Source organism: Curtobacterium citri, assembly GCF_030362955.1.
Classification (GTDB): domain Bacteria; phylum Actinomycetota; class Actinomycetes; order Actinomycetales; family Microbacteriaceae; genus Curtobacterium; species Curtobacterium citri.
Genome location: NZ_JAUCML010000014.1, coordinates 49,802 through 71,096 on the forward strand (window position 1 = coordinate 49,802; position 21,295 = coordinate 71,096).

General features: G+C 73.4%; 18 protein-coding genes, 3 tRNA genes and 1 rRNA gene. 7 read left to right on the forward strand and 15 right to left on the reverse strand.

The genetic code is table 11. From position 1 onward, the window contains the following. Positions 1–87: 87 nt before the first annotated feature. Complete coding sequence (locus QUG92_RS16220) at positions 88–1,332, reverse strand: FAD-dependent monooxygenase (RefSeq protein WP_289459979.1); 1,245 nt, start codon at positions 1,330–1,332, stop codon at positions 88–90. Positions 1,333–1,416: 84 nt separating this feature from the next. Between QUG92_RS16220 and QUG92_RS16225 the strand changes: the two genes are divergently transcribed. Beyond that, entirely contained in the window at positions 1,417–1,920 is a 504-nt protein-coding gene (locus tag QUG92_RS16225; protein ID WP_289459980.1) for a MarR family winged helix-turn-helix transcriptional regulator, read from the forward strand. Between the two features lie 89 nt (positions 1,921–2,009). Here QUG92_RS16225 and QUG92_RS16230 read toward each other — a convergent pair. The 7 genes from QUG92_RS16230 to QUG92_RS16260 form a co-directional block, all read right to left on the reverse strand. Beyond that, positions 2,010–2,082: transfer RNA gene (locus QUG92_RS16230), tRNA-Glu, on the reverse strand. 54 nt (positions 2,083–2,136) lie between these two features. Beyond that, positions 2,137–2,212, reverse strand: a tRNA-Glu gene (locus tag QUG92_RS16235). 75 nt (positions 2,213–2,287) lie between these two features. After that, complete coding sequence (locus tag QUG92_RS16240) at positions 2,288–2,920, reverse strand: MBL fold metallo-hydrolase (protein ID WP_289459981.1); 633 nt, start codon at positions 2,918–2,920, stop codon at positions 2,288–2,290. Between the two features lie 170 nt (positions 2,921–3,090). After that, positions 3,091–3,447, reverse strand: a complete 357-nt coding sequence (locus QUG92_RS16245) for a hypothetical protein (protein ID WP_289459982.1) — start codon at positions 3,445–3,447, stop codon at positions 3,091–3,093. Positions 3,448–3,452: 5 nt separating this feature from the next. Continuing rightward, complete coding sequence (locus QUG92_RS16250; RefSeq protein WP_411469375.1) at positions 3,453–4,358, reverse strand: carbohydrate ABC transporter permease; 906 nt, start codon at positions 4,356–4,358, stop codon at positions 3,453–3,455. Between the two features lie 2 nt (positions 4,359–4,360). After that, a complete protein-coding gene (locus QUG92_RS16255) occupies positions 4,361–5,350 on the reverse strand; it encodes a carbohydrate ABC transporter permease (protein WP_289459994.1) in 990 nt (329 codons plus the stop codon). 130 nt (positions 5,351–5,480) lie between these two features. Then, a complete protein-coding gene (locus QUG92_RS16260; RefSeq protein WP_434533054.1) occupies positions 5,481–6,767 on the reverse strand; it encodes an ABC transporter substrate-binding protein in 1,287 nt (428 codons plus the stop codon). A gap of 350 nt (positions 6,768–7,117) precedes the next feature. Here QUG92_RS16260 and QUG92_RS16265 point away from each other — a divergent pair, with 350 nt between their 5' ends. The 4 genes from QUG92_RS16265 (at position 7,118) to QUG92_RS16280 (ending at position 11,227) form a co-directional block, all read left to right on the forward strand. Further along, on the forward strand, positions 7,118–8,464 hold the full coding sequence (locus QUG92_RS16265) for a glycosyltransferase (RefSeq protein WP_289459983.1): 1,347 nt from the start codon (positions 7,118–7,120) through the stop codon (positions 8,462–8,464). 79 nt (positions 8,465–8,543) lie between these two features. Then, positions 8,544–8,672: a hypothetical protein gene (locus QUG92_RS16270; RefSeq protein WP_259346275.1), complete on the forward strand. Its 129-nt coding sequence runs from the start codon at positions 8,544–8,546 to the stop codon at positions 8,670–8,672. 99 nt (positions 8,673–8,771) lie between these two features. Continuing rightward, a complete protein-coding gene (locus tag QUG92_RS16275; protein WP_289459984.1) occupies positions 8,772–9,677 on the forward strand; it encodes a beta-1,6-N-acetylglucosaminyltransferase in 906 nt (301 codons plus the stop codon). Further along, positions 9,674–11,227, forward strand: a complete 1,554-nt coding sequence (locus tag QUG92_RS16280; protein WP_289459985.1) for a lipopolysaccharide biosynthesis protein — start codon at positions 9,674–9,676, stop codon at positions 11,225–11,227. Before QUG92_RS16275 ends, QUG92_RS16280 begins: the two co-directional genes overlap by 4 nt. Before the next feature lie 327 nt (positions 11,228–11,554). Here the strand turns inward: QUG92_RS16280 and QUG92_RS16285 are convergent, their stop codons facing one another. The 3 genes from QUG92_RS16285 to QUG92_RS16295 all read right to left on the reverse strand — a co-directional run bounded on the left by QUG92_RS16285 (position 11,555) and on the right by QUG92_RS16295 (position 15,031). Further along, on the reverse strand, positions 11,555–12,520 hold the full coding sequence (locus QUG92_RS16285; RefSeq protein ID WP_182047994.1) for a glycosyltransferase family 2 protein: 966 nt from the start codon (positions 12,518–12,520) through the stop codon (positions 11,555–11,557). Next, positions 12,517–13,347: a glycosyltransferase family 2 protein gene (locus tag QUG92_RS16290; protein ID WP_069710645.1), complete on the reverse strand. Its 831-nt coding sequence runs from the start codon at positions 13,345–13,347 to the stop codon at positions 12,517–12,519. The genes QUG92_RS16285 and QUG92_RS16290 overlap by 4 nt, the downstream gene beginning before the upstream one ends. Positions 13,348–13,699: 352 nt before the next feature. After that, positions 13,700–15,031 carry a glycosyltransferase family 2 protein gene (locus tag QUG92_RS16295; RefSeq protein ID WP_289459986.1) on the reverse strand — a complete coding sequence of 444 codons (1,332 nt, stop codon included), beginning with the start codon at positions 15,029–15,031 and terminating at the stop codon, positions 13,700–13,702. A gap of 310 nt (positions 15,032–15,341) precedes the next feature. Between QUG92_RS16295 and QUG92_RS16300 the strand changes: the two genes are divergently transcribed. Both QUG92_RS16300 and QUG92_RS16305 read left to right on the forward strand, forming a co-directional pair. Beyond that, positions 15,342–17,537 (forward strand): hypothetical protein, encoded by a 2,196-nt coding sequence (locus tag QUG92_RS16300; protein WP_289459987.1) that lies wholly within the window; start codon positions 15,342–15,344, stop codon positions 17,535–17,537. Then, entirely contained in the window at positions 17,527–18,405 is an 879-nt protein-coding gene (locus QUG92_RS16305) for a glycoside hydrolase family 16 protein (protein WP_182048098.1), read from the forward strand. Before QUG92_RS16300 ends, QUG92_RS16305 begins: the two co-directional genes overlap by 11 nt. 114 nt (positions 18,406–18,519) lie before the next feature. Here QUG92_RS16305 and QUG92_RS16310 read toward each other — a convergent pair. The 4 genes from QUG92_RS16310 to rrf form a co-directional block, all read right to left on the reverse strand. After that, a tRNA-Gln gene (locus QUG92_RS16310) sits at positions 18,520–18,591 on the reverse strand. Positions 18,592–18,636: 45 nt separating this feature from the next. Then, positions 18,637–19,599 (reverse strand): NAD(P)/FAD-dependent oxidoreductase, encoded by a 963-nt coding sequence (locus QUG92_RS16315; protein WP_182048099.1) that lies wholly within the window; start codon positions 19,597–19,599, stop codon positions 18,637–18,639. Positions 19,600–19,609: 10 nt separating this feature from the next. After that, positions 19,610–21,097 (reverse strand): glutamate--tRNA ligase, encoded by a 1,488-nt coding sequence (gene gltX / locus QUG92_RS16320; RefSeq protein WP_289459988.1) that lies wholly within the window; start codon positions 21,095–21,097, stop codon positions 19,610–19,612. A gap of 125 nt (positions 21,098–21,222) precedes the next feature. Beyond that, positions 21,223–21,295 (reverse strand): 5S ribosomal RNA (gene rrf, locus QUG92_RS16325); the annotation flags it as partial.

Consider the following 21,295-nt stretch of genomic DNA (forward strand, 5'->3'; position numbering starts at 1 on the left):
CCAGACGGGAGGCGCGGTGCGGGCCGGCCCCGCGCCTCCCGTCCGTCGCGCCGACCGACCGGGCGCCGGACCGGCACCGGTCCGCGTTCAGGACGCCGTGACGAGGGGCGGCAGCGGCCGCTCGGTGTCGGCGACCTGCGTCATGCGCGCCGCGAGCTTCCGGAGCGGTGTCCCGAGCAGGACCGCGTCGGCCGCTCGCCGGGCCGCCAGACCGACCCGGCTCCGTGGGTAGGCGAAGCGGATCATGCCGTCCGGGATCCCCTGCACGTCGTCGACGAGGGGCCGCATCCAGTCGTCGAACGACGTCAGCGCACGCTCGACCGTCGCACGGTCGAGCGGGCCGTCGACGAAGTCGCGGTCCACGGCCGCGCCGTCCACGGCCCCGACCACCGAAGCAGCGAGGACGTACCCGCCCGTGAGCGCGAGGGACGCGCCGCCACCACCCATGGGTGTGACGCACCACGCGGCGTCGCCGACCAGGGCGACGCGTCCACGCCGCCAGGACGGCATCCGGATCTGCGTGAGCCGGTCGACGTAGAGGTCGTCGGTGGCCGCGAACCCCTCGAGCACGCGGTCGGTCTCCCACCCGACCCCCTCGTACCGCCGGCGCAGGGCGTCGACGAGGTCGCCGCGGCCTCGGTCGACGAGGTCGTCCTCCCCCGCGTACGCGAGGATCGCGCGGGTCGTCCCGTACGGGTCCGGCCGGAGGTGCACCTGCCGACCCCCGACCGCGGTGTACCACCGCCACCGGTCGTCGTCGTCCGCGGTGCGGGGGATCGTGCCGAACGCCATCGTCACGCCGAGGTCCCGGGGGTCCACGTCGCCCAGTCCGGTGAAGACCAGGTCACGCGTGGACGAGCGCACACCCTCGGCGACGACCAGCAGGTCGGCGTCGAGCCGTCGTCGGCCGGTCGTGACGACGGTGACGGCGTCCTCGCGGTCGGTCACGGCGGCGACGGTGTCGCCGTAGAGGACCTCGACCCCGTCGGGCAGGTCGTCGAGCAGGATCCGCGCGAGGTCCCCGCGGAGGACCTCGAGCTCGGCGGTCGCGCCGTCCGGCCCGTCGCTCGGGAGCTCGGCGCGGACCGAGCCGTCCTGCCGGACGAGCACCGTGCCGGTCTCGGTGGTGTTCGCCGCACGGACCGCTTCGACGAGGCCCATCCGCTCGAGCACCTCGTGGGCCACCCCGCGGACGTCGACGTTCTGGCCGCCGGTCCGGAACGACGGCGCGCGTTCGACGACCGTGACCTCCCACCCGGTGCGGCGCAGCCACCAGGCGGCGGACAGACCTGCGATGCTCGCTCCGGAGATCACTGCGTGTGGTGCGGACATGTCCTGCTCCTCGGGACGGGGTGTCGGACGACCGTCCGGCCGCCGCGCTTTACAGTGAAGCAACTTGACTGTGGAGGAAGCTGGATGGACGTCGACCCGCTCGACACCGCGTGGACCGACGTCGAGGTCGCCGTGATGCAACGGCTCCGGGACTGGGCCGTCGCGTTCGACGAGCTCAACCGGCACCTCGGCGCCTGGGTGGACCTGACACCCTCCGACGCGAACGCCCTGGGCCAGGTGCTCTGGGCCGAGCGCGCGGGGGAACCGCTGTCCCCCGCGGAGCTCGCGCGACGGATCGGGATGACGTCCGGCGCGACCTCGGTGCTCGTCGACCGACTCGAGGCCGCCGGACACGTCACCCGCCACCGGGAGAGCACGGACCGGCGACGGGTCACGCTCCGGACGACCGAGCGGGCCCAGCGTGCGAACGCGGCGTTCCTCGGGTTCGCCGGCCACGAGATCGCCGGGACGCTGCGCGCGACGGAGCCGGACGACGCCCGGGCGGCACTGGCGTTCCTCGACAGGATGACGGGCGCGGCGACGACGGCGAACGCGCGGCTGGCGCAGCGTGCGCGGACCGGCGGCTGACGGCACCGACACCGGGACCGGGACCGGGACCGGGACCGGGACGACGAACCCCCGCCGAGCCGGAGCTCGACGGGGGTTCGTGTCGTGTGTGACCCCAGCGGGATTCGAACCCGCGTTACCGCCGTGAGAGGGCGACGTACTAGGCCGCTATACGATGGGGCCGTGGTCTCCGCGGACGGAGCACACGTGTTGTCGGACTCGGAGGCAAGCCACCTGTGGTGACCCCAGCGGGATTCGAACCCGCGTTACCGCCGTGAGAGGGCGACGTACTAGGCCGCTATACGATGGGGCCGTTCCGACAACCCGATAAGTATGGCACAGCAGTGCCGCGCTGCCAAAACGAGGCGTGTCGCCCGGGTGTGCCGCCTCAGAGCGCGAGCGTCTCGCCGGGCCGGAGCACCACGAGCTCCCCCTCACCGAGGGCCTCGCGCTGGCGGTCGACGTGCATCCCGAGGCCGACCTCGGAGAGCGTCGCCTCGTGGACCGGGAAGGCACGACGGGGGGCGACGGCGGCGATCCAGTCCATCATCTCCCCCACCTTGAGCCACGGGGCACCGACGGGAGCGGCCAGGACCTCGACCGGGACACCGGGGACCGTGTACGCGTCGCCCGGGTGGAACAGCCGGCCGTCCACGAGCACACCGGTGTTGTCGACGACCGGCACGGAGGCGTGGATGACGTTGTGGCGCGTGCCGTGGAAGTCGAGCGCGAACGGCCCGATCGTGCGGTGGTCGCCGTCGGTGACGACGTCCACCGGGATGCCGGCCGCGCCCAGCGCGTCGGCGACGCCCGCCGGCCCGAGCACGACCGCGTCGGGGTTCCGGTCGAGGATCCCCCGCACCTGCTCGGGCGTGACGTGGTCGGGGTGTGCGTGCGTGACGACCACGGCGACGACCCCGGTCACGTCGACCGGACGGGTGAAGCCGCCCGGGTCGAGGACGAGGCGGGCGTCGTCCGCGGTGACGACCTGGCAGGCGTGCTCGAGCTTGGTGACCTCCATGCGGGCGACCCTACGCGCCGGCGGCGTCGCCGTCGCGTTCTGGTTGCGGTCGCCGTCGCGGTCGGGTCGAACCAGGTTCCCGACGTCGAACCAGGGCGCGGCCCTGGTTCGACGTCGCATCCGTGGTTCCGCCCGTCGGCGCGAGCGTGGGCGACCGGCCGGGAGGCGCGTCACCCGTCGCCGTCGCGCCGTACCTCCGCAGGACGGCCCGTCGGGGTCGCACCGCGTCCGTCCCCGGGTCCGCCCACGGCCCGCGGTCCGACCCGACCCAGCGCGGGCCCCGCCGCCCCGATGCCGTCCACCACGCCGGTCGCCGCGGCGTGCCGCCGGAGCACGGCCACCCGCCACCGGTCGAGCGCCACCACTGCGACGACGCAGACGAGCAGCACCAGCGCCCACCCGAGCGCCGGCCGGCCGGTGACCTCGCACGCCACCGTCACGCCGAGGAACAGGAGCCCGAAGGTGCCGGCGAAGCCGATCGCCTCTTCGATCCGCGCGGTCGGCCGCCGCGGTGCGCGCTGGGCCACGTGACTCAGCCCTTCACGCCGCCGGCGGTGAGGCCCGCCACGATCCGCCGCTGGAACACGAGCACGAGGACGACGAGCGGGATCGTGACGATCGTGCCCGCCGCCATCACCGCGGTGTACGGCTCCTGGTGCGGCTGCGACCCGGCGAACGATGCGATGGCGACGGTGACCGGCTGGGTGGCGTCCGAGGACAGCTGGGAGGAGATGAGGTACTCGTTCCAGCTCGAGATGAACGCGAGGATCGCGGTGGTGAACACGGCCGGGGCGGCCAGCGGCATGATGATCCGCCGGAACGCCTGGATCCGGGTGCACCCGTCGATGCGGGCGGCCTCCTCGAGGTCCCACGGCATCTCGCGGAAGAAGCTCGCGAGCGTGTAGACCGTCAGCGGCAGCACGAACGAGATGCTCGGCAGGATGAGCGCCTGGTACGTGCCCATCCACCCGATGTCCGTGAAGAGCTGGAACAGCGGCGAGATGAGCGCGACGCCCGGGAACATCGACGCGGCCAGGATGGCGCCCGCGATGAGCGACTTCCCCCGGAACTCGAGCCGGGCCAGCGCGTACGCGGCGCTCGTGCCGACGAGCAGCGCGATGACCGTCACGACCCCGCCGATGAGCAGGCTGTTGAGCAGCGCCCGGCCGAGGTGGTTGCCGAGGGCGGTCGAGAACGCCGTCGTGTAGTTGTCGAGCGTGACGTGCGTCGGCCACGGGGTGGCGTCGAAGGTGAAGCCGACGTCGCGGAAGCTCGTGACGACCATCCAGTAGAACGGCAGCAGGCACCACACCGCGATGACCACGGCCTGGATCGCGGTGCGGAACTTCTGCCCGGTGTGCCGCTGGACACGGACGTCGGTGCGCTCACCGACCCGCTCACGGGGGTTCGGGACCGCTCGGGGACGGTCGGCTGCGATGGTCACTTGAGCTCACCCTTCTGCTGGGCGGCCTGGGTCTGCACGACGTTCGCGCCGAGGAACCGGACGAAGACGAACGCGACGACGAAGATCACCAGGAACGTGATGGTGGAGAGGGCCGACGCAGAGTTGAACCCCTGCCGGATCTGGTCGACGACGAGGATCGACAGCGTGGTGGTCGCGTTGCCGGAGCCACCGCCGCCGCCCGTCAGGATCGCCGGCAGGTCGTACATGCGCAGGGCGTCGAGCACACGGAAGAGCACGGCGACCATGAGCGCGGGCTTCACGAGCGGCAGCGTGATGTTCCAGAACCGCTGCATCGTCGATGCACCGTCCATCTTCGCGGCCTCGTAGACCTCGTCGGGGATGAGCTGCAGGCCCGCCAGGATGAGCAACGCCATGAACGGTGTCGTCTTCCAGGTGTCCGCGATGATGACCGCCCAGCGGGAGGCCCACTCGCCGCTCGTCCAGAGGACCTGCTGGCCGAGCACGTGGTTGAGCACGCCGTTCGCGTCGAAGATGAAGTACCAGAGCTTCGCGGTGACGGCGGTGGGGATGGCCCACGGCACGAGGATCGCGGCACGGACGAGGGCGCGACCCTTGAAGTCGCGGTTCATGATGATCGCCATCCAGACGCCGATGACGGTCTCGAGGGCGACGGTCACGACCGTGAAGAAGAACGTGTTGCCCATCGACACCCAGAACTGCGAGCCGAGGCTGCCGGGCGGGCAGGTGGTGGTGCCGCACTGCTGGCCGAGCCAGTGCACGTAGTTCGTGATGCCGGCGAAGCCGCCCTGCACGAACAGGCCGGTCGCCTTGTCGAGGCCCTGGTCGAGCTGGAACGACTGGACGACGGCGCTGACGACGGGGTAGCCGATGACGACGGCGAGGAGCACGATCGTCGGGCCGATCAGGTACACGGCCCAGCGGCCGTGCTCGGCGTTCAGGCCGCCGCGGCGGCGCTTCGGCTCCGTGCCGGTGGGGTTCGGGATCGCTGCGGGGATCTCGGTTGCTGCTGACACTTCGACGGCCTCCTCGGGCGGGTGTCGGGACGCAGGAAGGGGCGGACGGGAGGCGCGGGGCGGGATGGTCCCGCGCCTCCAGTCCGGCACGTGGTCGCGACTAGTTGCCGCTGCTGGTGGCCGACTGCAGGGCCTTCTGCATGTCCTTCACGGCTTCGTCGACGCTCTTCGAGCCCTTCAGCGCGGCGTAGCTGTTGTCCTGGATCGCCTTCGTCACGGCCGGGTAGAACGGCGTGACCGGACGCGGCTCGGCCGACTCGATCGACTTCAGGAGCGTCGGCAGGTACGGCAGCTTGCTCGTGAGCTCGGAGTCGGTGTAGAGGTCGCCGACGACCGGGGCGAGCGAGCCCTGGGTCGCGAAGAACTTCTGCGTGTCGTTCGAGATCAGGAACTCGAGGAAGTCGTGCGCCGTCGCCTTGTGCTTCGAGTACACGCTGATCGCCGCGTTGTGCCCGCCGAGGGTCGAGGCACCGACACCGTCCTTGCCGGGCAGCGGAGCGATCCCGAACGTGTCCTTGACCTTCGACGACCCGTCGGTCTTGGCGAGGTTGTAGACGTACGGCCAGTTGCGCAGGAACAGCAGCTTGCCGTCCTCGAACGCGGTGCGGCCCTGCTCCTCCTGGTAGGTGATCGCCTCGGCGGGGATGTTGCCGTCCTTGAACGCGTCGACGAGGTTCTGCAGACCGGCCTTCGCGGCCGTGGTGTCGACGTCGGGTGCGCCGTCCTTGCCGAGGATCGAGCCGCCGCCGCCGTTGATGGCCTCGGAGGCGTTCACCGTGAGGCCCTCGTACTTCGCGAACTGCCCCGCGTAGCAGCCGATGCCGGCCTGCTTCGCGATGTCGCAGTCCTGCATCATCTCGTCCCACGTCGTCGGGGGCGTCTTGACGAGGTCCTTGCGGTAGTAGAGGAGTCCGCCGTCGGAGGTCTGCGGCGCCGCGTAGAGCGTGTCGTTGTAGGTCGCCGTCTTCACGGTGGACGGCAGGAGCTTCGAGGTGTCGATCGCCATCGAGCCGGTCAGCGGGGTGAGCCAGCTCTTCGCGGCGAACTCGGCGGTCCAGACAACGTCGACGTCGACCACGTCGTAGTTCTCGTCCTTGGCCTGGAAGTGCTGCACGAGGTCGTCGTGCTGCTGGTCGGCCTGGTCGGACTGCTCCTTGAACGTGACCTTCTCGTCCGGGTGGGCGGCGTTCCACTTCTCGATCAGCGGTCGCACGACGTTCGAGTTGTCCTTGCCCTGGACGTAGGTGATCGGACCGCGGCTGTCCTGGCCGCTCTTCGCGTCGTCCGTGTTCGCGGCACCGCCGGCCGAGCAACCGGTCAGCACGAGGCCGACGGCGGCGAGCCCGGCGACGGAGGCGAGGCGCACCTTGGTGCGGGTTGTGTTCACAGCGTTGTCTCCTCATCGAGATCACCAGGGAGGACGCCGTCCGCACGCGGACGGCGACCGCCTGGAGCAGGCGACGCTGCCTGCTGGAGGAGGAAGCTACGCCCGCTCGCGACGGCTCCGCAACCGGTCGCCGCGAAGTCGTGACCGGCTCGTGACCACGGCACCGCGGACGCCTTTCCCCTGGTGAGCGCTCACTCGGCCTCGCTCCTGCACGAGCTCGTGCGCACGCTCCCGCACCCACCCGTGTGCCGGCCCGCGGTGGGGGCGGCGCTGCGGGGTTCCGCACCGTCCCCGCCTCCGTCGACCGCCGACGTTGTCCGGCAGCCCCGGGGGCCGTAGCGTCCCCGACCATGGCCACCACCACCGCCGCCGTCGCCCTGCCCGGGCCCCGTCGGGTCGTCCGGGTCGACCTCGACGCGCCGCTGCCCGAGCTCGTCGCCGACGACGCTGGGTCGTCCGCCCTGGTCGTCGGGTACCGCGGCGGTCACCCCGTCTGCACGGCCGACGTGGCACTCACCGCGGACCCGGCCGACGCCGCACGCGTCCTCGCCCCCCTCGTCGGCACCGCGGGCGCCCCGCACCGGACGCCCCGCGTGGTGCCGGACGACGCACTGCCGTCGATCTCGGTCGTGGTCTCGACCGTCGTCGACCGGGTCGAGGACCTCGGTCGGCTGCTCGACGTGCTCGAGCACCTCGACTACCCCCGGCACGAGGTCGTCGTGGTCGACAACCGCGTCCGCGTGCCCGCCGACGACCCGCTGCCCGCCGTGCTCGCGGGGCGCAACGTCCGGCTCGTCACGGAACGGCGGCCCGGGCTCTCCGCCGGACGGAACGCCGGCGTGGCCGCCTCGCACGGTGACGTCGTCGCCTTCACCGACGACGACGTGCAGGTCGACGCGGGGTGGCTCCGCGCCCTCGGCGAGCGCTTCGCCACCGAACCCGGGCTCGACGCGGTGAGCGGCGTGATCCTGCCGACCGAGCTCGCGACGCCCGCGCAGGTCTGGTACGAGGCGTACTACGGCGGGTTCAGCGGCGAGCGCACCTTCGATCCCGTGACGATCGTGCCCGACGACGTCCCGGGGACGATGCGGCACGCGCAGGTCGCCGCCGTGCGCCCCGACGGCAGCGTGCGCGGCCGCTTCCCGGTCTACGGCATCGGGGCGTACGGCGCCGGGGCCAACATGGCGTTCCGGCGCGAGCTGCTCGAGGTCGTGGGCGGGTTCGACACCACCCTCGGTGCCGGCTCCCCCGCACGCGGCGGCGAGGACCTCGCGATGTTCGTCGAGACGCTGTGGCGCGGCGGGCGGGTCGGCTTCGAACCCACGGCGGTCGTGCACCACCGGCACCGCCGCACCGTCGAGGCCCTGCACGCGCAGCTCCGCGGCAACGGCGTCGGCTACACGGCGCTGCTCTGCGCGCTCGTCGCACGGGACCGGCGGCACCTCGCCGTCCTCGCACGCCTCGTCCCGCTCGCCGCGGGCCGGAAGGTCCGCGGCGTCGTGGCCACCCTCCGACGCGGTCGCGGGACCGACGACGCAGCCGGCGCTGCTGCTGCCGCGGCGCCCGTCGCCGTGGTCCCGGTGCCGCGGTCGCTGGCGTACCACGAGTTCCGGGGGTTCCCGGCGGGTCCGGCCGCGTGGGTGCGGAGTCGGCGACGGTGGCGTGACGTGGAGTCCGGCCGGTTCCCGACCCGCTGATCCTCCCGCCGCCCGGTCGGTCGTCCCCCTAGGATCGAGGGGCGATCCGGCGACCGCGCGCCGGGCACGAGGAGGACGCATGCTGCCGGGCACCGACACCGACACCACGACCTGCGTGTGCGGCCACCAGCAGGAGGCGCACGAGCACTACCGTCCCGGATCCGACTGCGCCCTCTGCGACTGCCCGCGGTTCCGCCGCCGTCGCTGACACCGTCGCGGTGGGGAGCGTGCGGGAAACCGCCGCATCCCCGCAGCCACCCCCGGACCGCCTTGTCCGGCCCGGAACGGCGCGGTTAGCGTCGCGTCCATGGCCATCCCCACCGCGGCTCCCGCCTGCGTCGTCCTCGCCCACGAGGACCCGGTGCAGGTCCGCCGGCTCGTCGAGGCACTGGACCCCTTCCCGGTGTTCCTGCACTGCGACGTCCGCACCCCGGACGACGTGCACGGTGCCATGACCGAGGGTCTGCCGTCCCGTGTCCGGCTGCTCGACCGGCAGCGCACCGGATGGGCGCGGTGGGAGAACGCGGCCGCCGAGATCGCCGGCTACCGTGCCGCGCTCGCGCAGACGGACGCCACCCACGTCGCCGTCCTCACGGGGAGCGACTACCCGCTGGCGACCCCGGACGAGATCCGTGCGCTGCTCGAGGCGCACCGCGGACGGTCCTTCCTCATCACGCACCCCCTGCCGCACCCCGACTGGCGTGGTGGCGGGTGGTCGCGCTTCCGCTACCGGCACTGGGCCTGGCGGAAGCACATGCTGCGCCTGCCGGTGCCGCGCCGACTGCCGCGGGACGTCGTCCTGACCGGCGGATCCCAGATGAAGCTCATCAGCCGTGAGCACGCCCAGGCGGTGCTCGACGTCGTCGATGCGTGTCCGGACCTCGTCCGGTTCTGGCGGCGCGCGTGGATCGCGGACGAGTCGCTCGTGCCGTCGATCCTCAACTCCCCCGCCCTGGTGCCCGGGTTCGCCGACGAGCACGTCGAGCACTCGCCGTGGTACATCGGCTGGGACGGGACGCGGATGAAGAGCCCGCCGTGGCTGACCACGGCGGACGCGGGGCGGCTGCTGGACCGGTGGACCGGTGCCGGCGACGAGCTGCCCCAGGTCTTCGCCCGCAAGTTCTCCACGGAGCGGAGCTCGGACCTGCTCGACCTCGTCGACGCGGCGGTCGGGCTGCGCGGTCAGCGTCGCACGGAGGTCACCGCCCCGTGAGCGGAGCACCGGAGACCGGGACGACCGCCGTCCCCGCCGAGCCGCACGCCGGACGGCACGTCGCCGAGCCGGCGCAGACACCGGCGTCGGCGTCGACGTCTGGGTCGGCGTCGGACGGACCGGGCACGTCGACCGGCAGCACCGCCGTCCAGCGCGGCGCGTCGGTCCTGTTCGGGCGCGGCATGCTCTACGTCGTCATCTGGTCGATGCAGCTCGTCGTCAGCTCGCTCGTCTCCCCCGTCCTCGCGCACCTGCTGCCGCAGTCGGAGTTCGGTGTGCTCGCCTCGGCGATCGCCCTCTACCAGGCACTCGGCGTGCTCGCCGTCGCGGGCCTCGACCAGGCCGCGGTGCTCCAGCGGGCCGAGGACGGCGACGAACGCGCCGCGCGGGGCCTCGTCTCCGTCGGTGCGGTCCTCGCGACCGTCGTCACGCTCGTCGCGCTCGGGACGATCCCGGTCTGGGGCGACGCCGCCGGCTTCGTCGGTGAGCACCCGCTGCTCCTGGTCGCCGTGCTGTGGACGCTGCCCGCCGCCCTCGTGCAGATGTCCCTCGCCCTGCTCGTCGCGCAGGACCGCATCCGCGTCTTCGCCGTCACGAGCCTGCTGTCCTCGGTCGGCGGCTCGATCATCGGCCTCGGCCTGCTGGTCCTCGTGCACGCCGACGCGACCACCTACGCCTGGGGCGGGGTCGTCGCCCAGGGCACGGCGATGGTGATCGGGCTCGTCGCCGTCCGGCCCCGCCTCGGCGGGCTGCTGGACCGCGCGGTCACCGCCCGCGCGTTCCGGCTCGGCGTGCCGATCGCGCTCGGCAACCTGTCGTACTTCGTCCTCAACGCCGGTGACCGCATCATCGTGCAGCGGCTGCTGGGCCCGGAGGAGGTGGCCCGCTACCAGATCGCCTACGTCGTCGGATCGGCGGTCATCCTGCTCCTGACGTTCACGAACAGCGCGTGGGCGCCGCACTTCGCCGCGCTCCGCGACGCGGTCGCCCGTCGCCGCCTGGCCATGCACGCACGTGACGAGCTCTACCTGCTGCTCGCGCCGGTCCTGCTCGCCGTGACCCTCGTCTCCCCCGTGGCGCTGCCGATCCTCGCGCCTGCGTCGTACCGTGTCGAGCAGCTCACCGTCGTCGTGTTCGTCGTCGCGCTCACCGCGTTCCCGGTCGTCGCGAGCGGCGCGACCGGTCGTCTGCTGATCGTCGAGCGCCGCGGTGTCGCGGTCGGGGTCATCGCGGCCGTCGCGGCCGTCGCGAACATCGGGGCCAACCTGCTCCTCGTCCCGCCGCTCGGCATCGCCGGCGCGGCGCTGGCGACCGTCGTCGCGTACGCCCTGCTGGCCGTGCTGCAGCAGGCAGCGCTGCCGGACCGTCGTGAGTGGCGCGGCCCCGGTCGCCGCGTGTTCCTCGTCGTCGTCCCCGCCGTGCTCCTGGCCGCCGCGTCGCTGCTGGCGCCGCAGGACCTGCCGTGGAACGTCGTGCGGATCGTCGGCGTCGTCGCCTGCATGCCGTGGTTCGTCCAGCGGCTCCGGGCCGCACGCGGCCGCACCGCCTGACCCGACCGGCGCGCAGGGGCCACACCGTCGGCGCCCGCGCGCCGGTGCCGGCGCCGGTGCCGGTGCCGGCGCCGGTGCCGGTGCCGGTGTGCAGGCCCACCGCGCACGCTCGCCGGGCGGGCACCGCACAACCGGAGGCACCTCGCACCGCGTGATCACGCGGCGCGAGGTGCCTCCGGTCGTGCAACGGCACGTCGCGCCACGAGACGCCGCACCCGAACACGACGACGACGCCGCACCCGGACACGACAGCGACCCCGGACACGACAGCGGCCCCGGCACCCCGAGTGGGGAGCCGGGGCCGCTGTGTCGCAGGGCCACCAGGGGTCAGGCCGTGACGCGCTCCGGGGCCGGGGCCGCCGCCGGCGTGCGCACGACGACCGTCCCGAGGGTCCGCCCGACGGCGTACCCGAGGACCGTCGCCACGACGCTCGTCACGATCGCCAGGGCGCGCACGCCCCCGCCCCGTCCGAGCGCTCCGAGCTCCCGCAGGAGCGCGCCGGGCAGCACCCGGGTCAGGTACGTGCCCTCGCTCGAGAGCGAGTCCTTCGCACCGACCCGGCGGCTCAGCACGGCCTTCGAGATGCCCTCGTAGTAGCTGCGTCGACGGAGGTACCGCATGGTGACCCGGTCGGGCGAGACGCGGTGCGACACGTTCGACCGCGGTTCGTACCGGATGCGCGCCTCGGGCCGCATCTGGGCGATCCGGATGCAGAGTTCCGTCTCCTCGCACCCGAGCGGCTGGTTGCCGACCCGGCCGATCCCGGAGCGGAAGCCCCCGGCGGCGAGCAGGACGTCACGGCGGAAGGCCATGCTCGACCCGATGACGTTGCGCACGTCACCGGCAGCCGTCGGCAGCCCGGCGTAGCTGCACCCGACGATCCAGAGCAGTTCGTCCGGGTACGGTCCGGCACCGGTGGTGTCCGGCCACGAGGGGGTCGCACGACCACCGACGCCGACGACGTCCGGCAGGTCGAGCGCCTCGACGAGGTGCACCAGCCAGTCGGGGTCGGCCGCGGCGTCGTCGTCGAGGAACGCGACGACGTCCGACGCGGCGAGCGCCACGCCGGTGTTGCGCGCGCCCGAGAGCCCGCGGTCCTCGGCGTTCGGGACGACCTGGAGCTCGGGCCACCGGGCCGCGGCGCGGAGCAGGAGCTCCGGCTCGTGGTCGATGACGACGATCACCTCGGTCGCCTCGGGCTGCCGCTTCGCCGACTCGACGGCGGCCTGCAGGTCGCCCCAGCGCCGCTGGGTGTACGCGCAGATGACGACCGCGACCGTGGGGCGCGTCACGCGGCGGCTTCCTCGTCGAGGACGGCGACGGGCTCGACCACGGGACGGGCCCGCACCGGGGTCGGTGCGAGGCGGGCGCGGGCGGCCACCTCGCGGGCACGACGACGCTCGTGCATGATCGACGTCAGGACGCGGATGCCGTCGCTCACGGCGTTGAGGTTGCTCGTGCCGTGCACGCGGAGCTTCTCGTGGCTCGGCACCTCGGTGATGCGGAACCCGGCCGCCGACCAGCGGCAGGTCAGGATCGTCTCGATCTCGAAGCCGTCGCCCCAGCGCATGGACCCGTCGGTCGGCTGCGGGAGCGTCGAGGACAGCAGGCCGACCGTCGGCAGCGTGTCCGCCCAGAAGGCGTTGTAGCCGTAGCAGAGGTCGGTGTACTTCGCGCGGAGCAGCAGGTTCGAGATCATGTTGAGCCCCTTGTTGCCGAGGCCCCGGATCACGGTGATGTCGTCGCTGCCGCCGCCGGGCGCGTAGCGCGTGCCCTTGGCGACGTCCGCCCCGGCGACGAGCGCGTCGACGAAGCGGGGGATCTCGGCGGCGTCGGCGGAGCAGTCGGCGTCGAACATGACGACGACGTCGCCGGTGACCGCCTCGAACCCGCAGGCCAGGGCGTTGCCCTTGCCCTTGCGGGTCTGCTGGACGACGGTGATGCCGGGCATGAGCCGCTGGGCGGTGGCGATGGTGTCGTCGACCGAGTTGCCGTCGACGAGGATCACCTCGTGCACGGCGGGCAGCATCGGCAGGATGATCTCGAGGTTCCGCGCCTCGTTCCGGGCGGGGATGACGACCGAGACGCGGGGTTCGCGGGGCCGGACGGTGGTGGTCATGGTGCTCCTGTCGGGTTCAGGCGGCGCTGGCAGGGTCCCGGGGTGCCCGTCGCTGGGTGGGCGACGGCGGGACGAGGGGGTTCCGGCGGCGAGGCAGTGACCTCGGCGGCCGTCCGGAACGGGGGTACACCGTTCCCTGGGCGTTCCCACCTTCGTCCGCACCGCCTCCGTCGGTCAATGCGGCGCGAGGTGCGTTGCGGCCCCGCCACGCGTCGTACGGAAACCCGCAACCACGCGCCGATCCGGACGGTGCACGGAAGGGTCGGTACGGCACGGACGGGAGGCGCGTGGCGGCCGCACCGCGCGCCTCCCGTCCGGCGGGTGGTGGGTCGGTGCGGCGCCCCGGCAGGCGTCAGACCGCGCGGCGCGCAGCGGCGGCACGCGCGCGCACGACGCGACGTGAGCGGGCGTACCGGGCGACCCCGCGGAGGACGGCGCGCAGCTCGGTGCCCCGCACCGCCGCGACCTCGCGGTCGAAGGCGTCGTCGCCGGCGGCGGGTGCGGCGGCCGGGACCCCGCCGGGCTCGGCGACGGGCGCGACGGGACCACCGAGCAGGTGCCGGAGCGCGCGCGGGGCACGGACCAGGGCCATCCCGAGCGTGCGCGGCCGGAGCGCGGTCTTCGTCAGCCACGCACCGAGCCCGGTGCCGTAGCCGACGGCCTGGGTGCGGAGCGCGGCGAGGTCCGCGCGGTGCCGGTGCCAGACGAGGGCGGACGGCTCGACGACGAGTGCCGAGCCGTCGAGCACGACGCGGGCGAACATGTCGATGTCCTCGCCGCCGCCGGTGACCGTGCCGACCCCGAGCGCCTCGTCGAACCCGCCGAGGGCGAGGACGGCGTCCCGCCGCACGGCGAAGTTCGCACCGGTGCCGTAGTCGCCGACCGAGAACGGGAAGAGCGGTCGGTCCGCCGGGGGTGCCGAGAGCCGGAAGACCCGCGGCGTCAGGTTGCGCGACCACGTCACCCGCTCGTCGAACCACCGCTGCGCCGGCGTCCGGAGCTCGCCGCTGGCGACCAGGCCGCTGACGCAGACGACGTCCTCGCCGCGGGCGAACCCGGAGGCGAGGGCGCGGAGCCAGCCGGGGTCCACGACGACGTCGTCGTCGGTGAAGGCGACGACCTCGCCGCGGGCCGCGCGGACCCCGGCGTTCCGCGCGCTCGAGAGTCCGGGGACGGGTTCGAGCACGTACCGGACACGCGGGTCCGTGCCGGGTGCGGTCACGAGGCGCCGGGTGGCGTCGTCCGACGGGGCGTTGTCGACGACGACGACCTCGAGGTCGGGGTGGTCGACGGCGAGCACCGACCGCAGCGCCGCGGCGAGCTGGTCGGCACGGTCGCGGGTGCACAGGACGACGCTCGTGCGGGGCAGGTGGACCGGGACCGGCGGGTGCTCGGCGGCCGGGAGTGCGGCGACCGCAGCACGGAGGGCGGCGGCGTCGACGGCACTGTCGGTGACGGGCAGGTCGACGAAGCCGCGCGGCGAGGCGCCCTCGCGCACGAGCAGCCGTGCGGTGCGGTGACCGGCGGCGTCCGTGAGCGGGACCGGGGCGTCGTCGGTGGGCACCGCGTGCACGTCGACGGCGCCGACCCACACGGCACCGGACCAGGTCGGCGGCTCGGGGCTCGTCATCGGGCGCTCGAGCACGAGACGGGACGACGACGGTCGTGACGCGGTGGAGGTCATGCGACCACGGTCCCCGGAGGCTCGGACGCCCGTCAACGCCGGTCCCCGGAGCGTGCGGTTCCCCTCGCCCGGAGTGCCTCGGCCGTGCGTGATCCCGCAATGCCGCAGGGCACCCGCACAGTGCCCGGACGGACCTCGTGGGGCGGCGGCGGCCGTGGGTACCGTGCCATGACACGCCGCCTCGGCCGGACTCGCCGTCGGCGCGTGCCCGACCGCTCCGCCGGCCCGCCGGCGGCCCCGCGCCCCACCCCGGGACGCCGCCCGACACGAAGGAACGCCCGATGCGTCGTACGACCCCGGTGGTCGCTCCGTGACCGCGACCACGACCCCGGACCGGGTCGTGCTCCGGCCTGCCCGGGTGGTCCCCCGCTCCCCCGTGCCGTCCCTCGCCGCCGCGGCGCTCGCATTCCTCGCGACCGCGCTCCTCGTGACGGGTGCGACGGGACCGGTGCGGACGGGTGTCGTCCTCGCCGCGCTCCTCGTCGTCCCGGGGCTCGCCCTCGTGCGCCCGTTGCGCCTGACCGAGCCGGTCGGGCGTGCCGCCCTCGTCGTCGCCACGAGCGCGGCCGTCGACGCCGTCGTCGCGCTCGTCATGGTGTGGGCCGACCGGTGGACCCCGGTGCCGGCGGCGGGGCTCGTCCTCGTCGTGAGCGGCTGGGCGGCCCTGGCGCACGGTGTGGTCACCGTCCGCGCGGGCCAGCGCGCCACGCTCGCCGGAGCGGTCCGCGCCGCCTGGGCCGCCCGGCACGAGGGCACGCTCGTCAGACTCGTGGTCGGCGGCGGCGTGCTCGTGACCGGCACGGCGCTGTGGGCCGTCGGCACCGCACAGACGGACGCGACCGCCCTCGGCGAGTGGGGCCTGCTCCCCGCCGTCGCCCCGACGTGGTGGCTCGGAGCCGGGGCGGTCCTCGCCGTGACGGTCACCGCCCTGGTCGACCGGCGTTTCCCCGCGGCGCTGCGGGTCGTGTCGGCGGCCGTGCTCGTCGTCGTCGCCTACGGCACCGCGAACCTCGTGGCCGCCGAACCCCGACCGCCGTGGGTCTTCAAGCACATCGCGGTCACCGCCTACATCCAGCAGCACGGGTCGGTCGACCCGACGATCGACATCTACAACCGGTGGCCGGGCTTCTTCTCGATGAGCGCCTTCCTCGGCGCCGCGACCGGCACCGCCGACCCGTCGGACCCGGTGCGGTACGTCGAGGTCGCGTTCGCGCTGCTCGACGGCGCCCTCGTGTTCGGCATCGCGCGGGCACTCGGCCTGCGTGGCCGCTGGGCCGTCACCGCCGCGGTGCTCTTCAGCGCGGCGAACTGGGTCGGGCAGGACTACTACTCGCCGCAGGCCCTCGCGTTCGCGCTCTTCCTGGCGGCCGTGCTCGTCGTCCTGACCACCCTCCGCCGGGCGCCGAACGCCCTCGGCCGGGGTCTGGTCGGCGGGGTCTCCCGGGTGCTGCGGGCCCGTCGTGCGCCGGTCGTGCCGGCGGTCGCACCGGCACCACGCACCGCGACCGTCACCGCCGTCGTGCTCGTCGTCCTGCTGCAGGCCGTCATCACCGCGTCGCACCAGCTCACGCCGTTCGTGCTCGTGGCCGCGCTCGTGCCCCTCGTCCTCGTCGGTGTCGTGCGCCCCTGGTGGATCGCGCTGCCGGTCGGTGCCGCTCCGCTGCTCTACCTGCTCCCGAACCTCGACTACGTGCAGGAGAAGTTCGGGCTGACGACCGGCTTCGACCCGGTCAGCAACGTCACCGCCGCGTCGACGTCGATCGCGATCCCGTCACTCGCGACCACCCTGCAGAGCCGCGGGGTCCTGGCGCTCACCGCGCTCGTCGCGGTCGTCGCGCTGGTCGGCCTGGTCCGCTCGGTGCGGGCCGGTCACGCGCAGCGCGCCCTGCTCGTCCTCTGGCTCGCGGCCTGCCCCGTCGTCCTCGTCCTCGGTCAGAGCTACGGCGGCGAGGGGAAGTTCCGTGTCGTGCTCTTCTCCGCGCCCTTCCTCGCGATCGCGGCCGTCCACGCCCTGCACGGACGACGACTCCGCCTCGCCGCGACCGGAGCGCTGGTCACCGTCACGGCCCTGCTCTTCGTCGGGACGACGTTCCAGGCGGAGCAGGCGAACCAGACGCCCGCGAGCGAGGTCACTGCCGCACGCTGGCTCGACGGCCGGTTCGCGGCGGACGACACGCTCACCACGGTCGGCGGGTTCCCCGCGATCATCGGTGCCGACTACCCCGCCTACCTCGAGCGCTGGGGGCAGGTGCTGTCCCTGAGCGACATGATGCCGTGGTACCACGGCGCGATGACGCCGGCCGACCTCGACGACGCGATCGCCGGACGGTCCCACGGCGGGGACGACTGGGTCGTGTTCTCGGACACCGAGCGCACAGACGTCGTGCGGCGCGGCGTCCTCACCGGCGCGGAGGTCGACGCGCTCGAGCGGTCCGTCGCCGCCGACGGCACCCTCCGGTACGACCGCGACGGCGTCCGCATCTACGAGGTCACCCGTGCAGCATGAACCCGGTGCGCGCCACCGGCTGCACACCCGACGCTCCGTGCTGCGGCGCGGCGCCGTCGTCGCCGGGCTCGTCGGCGCCGCGGCGCTGACCGGGACGGTGGCCGTCGTGCTGCCGACGAGCGCCCGTCGTGCCGACCAGGCCGAGGCCGAGCGCATGCCGACCGGCGCGCTCGAGGAGGACGGCGTCCGCTGGGTACCGTACCTGGCACAGGACTTCGACCGTGACGCCGCGCACGGGCAGCTCCTCTCGGTCTACCCGGCGATGGCGCAGTACACCGGCATCCGCGACACCTCCGGCAAGGGGCTGTACCACCCGGACGAGGTCGTCTCCGTGCACGACTCCGTCCTCGACCTGCACCTGCGCTCCGAGGGTGGTCAACCGCTCGTCGCGACGGTCCTGCCGGCCGGGTACCGGTCGTACACGCACCAGCGCGTGTCCATCCGCTACCGCGCCGACGACGTGCCCGGCTACAAGTTCGTGATGCTCCTCTGGCCGCTCTCCGGCAACTGGGACGAGGGCGAGATCGACTGGCCCGAGGGCGACCTCGGCGGTGACGTGCGCCCGGTCTCGGCCGTGCCGGGCAGCCTCGACCACTCGACGGGCAAGATGACGTTCCTGCCCGAGGACGCCCCCACGATCCCCGGGGGCCAGGAGGACTGGCACGTCGCCACGATGGAGTGGACGGCGGAGGCGGTGCGCTTCTGGTGGGACGGGGAACTCGTGGCGAGCACGACCGGCGCCGTGCCCTCGACGCCGATGCGTGTGACACTGCAGGCGGAGACCACGGTCGACGACCGTCGTGTGCCGGCCGACTCCGCGGGACACGTGCTCGTCGACTGGGTCGTGGCGTACCGCCAGGCGAACTGACCGTCCGGATCTCCGCCTCGAACGGCGGTCGGGCGTGTCCACCGTCCAGCGACGGACATCCACGTGTCGAGGAACGCGAAAGGCCCCCGGGATCTCCCGGGGGCCTTTCTCGAGCTGGGGTACCTGGACTCGAACCAAGAACGACGGTACCAGAAACCGCTGTGTTGCCAATTACACCATACCCCAAAGGCCTGTCGGCCTCGTGTTCCCCGTTGTCCGGGGCACGATCAACTACTGTACAGCATCCCGGAGGTCCTCGAGACCACCGACGAGGTCGCGGTGCACCGCAGCCGCCGTGGACGCTCCGTGACCGGCCGCCACGACGAGCTGCTCCGGCCCCGGCGGGGTCACGTCGCCCACCGCGTACAGACCCGGGACGCCGGTCCGACCGAGCCGGTCGACGCGGACGAGCCCGTCGGCGTCGCGGTCCAGCGGCGCGTCGACCCAGTCGAGGTCCGCGTGCCACAGCGGGCGGACGAACGCGCCCGTGTGCGCCCGCACGTCGCCGTCGGCGAGGCGGACCCCCGTCAGGCCCGTCCGGTCCCCCTCGAGGTCGGCGACGGGCCGCTCGTCGACCAGGACGCCGACGGCCGCCAGGCGTGCCCGTCCTCGCTCGTCGAGGGTCGCAACGCCGTTCGTGTAGACCACCAGGTCGTCGGTCCACGACGCGACGAGCAGCGCTCGGTCGACCACGTCCGCCGTCTCGCAGAGGAACGCCAGCGACGCGCCGCCGTGCTCGTACCCGTCGCACTCGACGCAGCTGTGCACGGACGTGCCGTAGAAGGCCCGCAGGGACGGCAGCGCGGGGAACTCCTCCCGGAGCCCGGTCGCCACCACGACGGCGCGCGCACGGGCGTGGAGCTCCGCCCCGCGGTGGGTCCCGTGCACGGCCCAGCCGTCACCGTCGGGGGCCACCCGGTCGACCACCGACTGCACGACCGTCGCCTCGGGGTAGGCCTCGATCTCCTCCCGCCCGAGCTTCCGCAGCTCGAGCGGGGAGATGCCGTCCCGCGTGAGGAACCCGTGCGACCGCAGGGTCGCGGCGTTCCGCGGACGGTTGGCGTCCACGAGCAGCACCGTCCGCCGTGCCCGGACCAGGTTGAGCGCAGCGCTCAGCCCGGCCGGACCGGCGCCGATCACGGCGACGTCGACGACCAGGGGGCCGTCCGCGTCGTGCTCCCCCGCAGCGGTCACCACGGCGACGTCAGCGGTCCGCGAGCCGGCGCAGGCGCGTCAGCGTGGAGTCCTTGCCGAGGATCTCCATCGACTCGAAGAGCGGCGGGCTCACGCGTCGGCCGGAGACGGCGACGCGGAGCGGCCCGAACGCCACCCGGGGCTTGAGTCCCATGCCGTCGATGAGCGCCTCGCGCAGGGCCGCCTCGATGGACGCGGTCGTCCAGTCGGTGACCCCGTCGAGCGCCGTGACGCCCGCACGGAGGACGTCGCCCGCATCGGCCTTGAGGGTCGCCAGGGCGTCGTCCTCGACCACGAGCGCGTCGTCCGCGGTGAATAGGAAGCCGAGCATGCCCGGAGCCTCCCCGAGGAGCTGCATGCGCTCCTGCACGAGCGGAGCGGCCGCGGTGAGCACGCGCTCCTGCTCCGCCGTCACCGGGTCGGACAGGTGGTCGGCCAGGTAGGGCACCAGGCGCGCACGGAACTCGTCCGACGGCAGCAGGCGGATGTGGTCGCCGTTGATCGACTCGGCCTTCTTGTGGTCGAAGCGGGCCGGGTTCGGGTTGACGTCGACGACGTCGAACGCCGCGACCATCTCGTCGGACGAGAAGACGTCGCGGTCCGGGCCGATCGACCACCCGAGCAGCGCGAGGTAGTTCAGGAGGCCCTCGGGCACCATGCCGGCAGCGCGGTGGTGGAAGAGGTTCGACTCCGGGTCGCGCTTGGACAGCTTCTTGTTGCCCTCGCCCATCACGTAGGGCAGGTGTCCGAAGAGCGGGACGAACTCGGTGATGCCGACCTCGACGAGCGCCTCGTACAGGGCGATCTGGCGCGGGGTCGACGACAGGAGGTCCTCGCCGCGCAGCACGTGCGTGATGCCCATCAGGGCGTCGTCCACCGGGTTGGTGAACGTGTAGAGCGGCTTGCCGTTCGGGCGGACGACGACGAAGTCCGGGAACGTCCCCTGCTTGAACGTGATCTCGCCGCGCACGAGGTCGTCGAAGCTCAGGTCGCGATCCGGCACGCGGAGGCGCAGCGCCGGCTCGCGACCCTCGTCGCGGAACGCCTGCCGCTCGGCCTCGGTCAGGTCGCGCTCGTGGTTGTCGTAGCCCTGCTTCGGGTCACGTCCGGCGGCGCGGTTGCGCGCTTCCATCTCCTCCGGCGTGACGTAGGACTCGTACACGTGCCCGGCGGCCTTCAGCTTGCCGATGACCTCGTCGTACACGTCAGACCGCTCCGACTGGCGGTACGGCCCGTGCGGGCCGCCGACCTCGACGCCCTCGTCCCAGTCGAGCCGGAGCCACCGCAGCGCGTCGAGGATCTGCTCGTACGACTCCTCGCTGTCGCGCGCAGCATCGGTGTCCTCGATGCGGAAGACGAGCTTGCCGCCGGTGTGGCGTGCGTACGCCCAGTTGAAGAGCGCGGTCCGGATGAGGCCCACGTGCGGGGTCCCCGTCGGACTCGGGCAGAAGCGGACTCGGACGTCGGAGCCGGTGGCGGTGGTGAATGGCGCAGTCATGACCCCCCGATCCTACCGGCGTGCCCTCGTGCACCGCAGTCGATCGAACTCCTGTGGATCGCCCCGGGAACGCAGGAAACCCCTGACCATGACTGGTCAGGGGTTCCCTGGTGTTGCAAAGGTGAGTCCGGCGGCGTCCTACTCTCCCACAAGGTCCCCCTTGCAGTACCATCGGCGCTGAGAGGCTTAGCTTCCGGG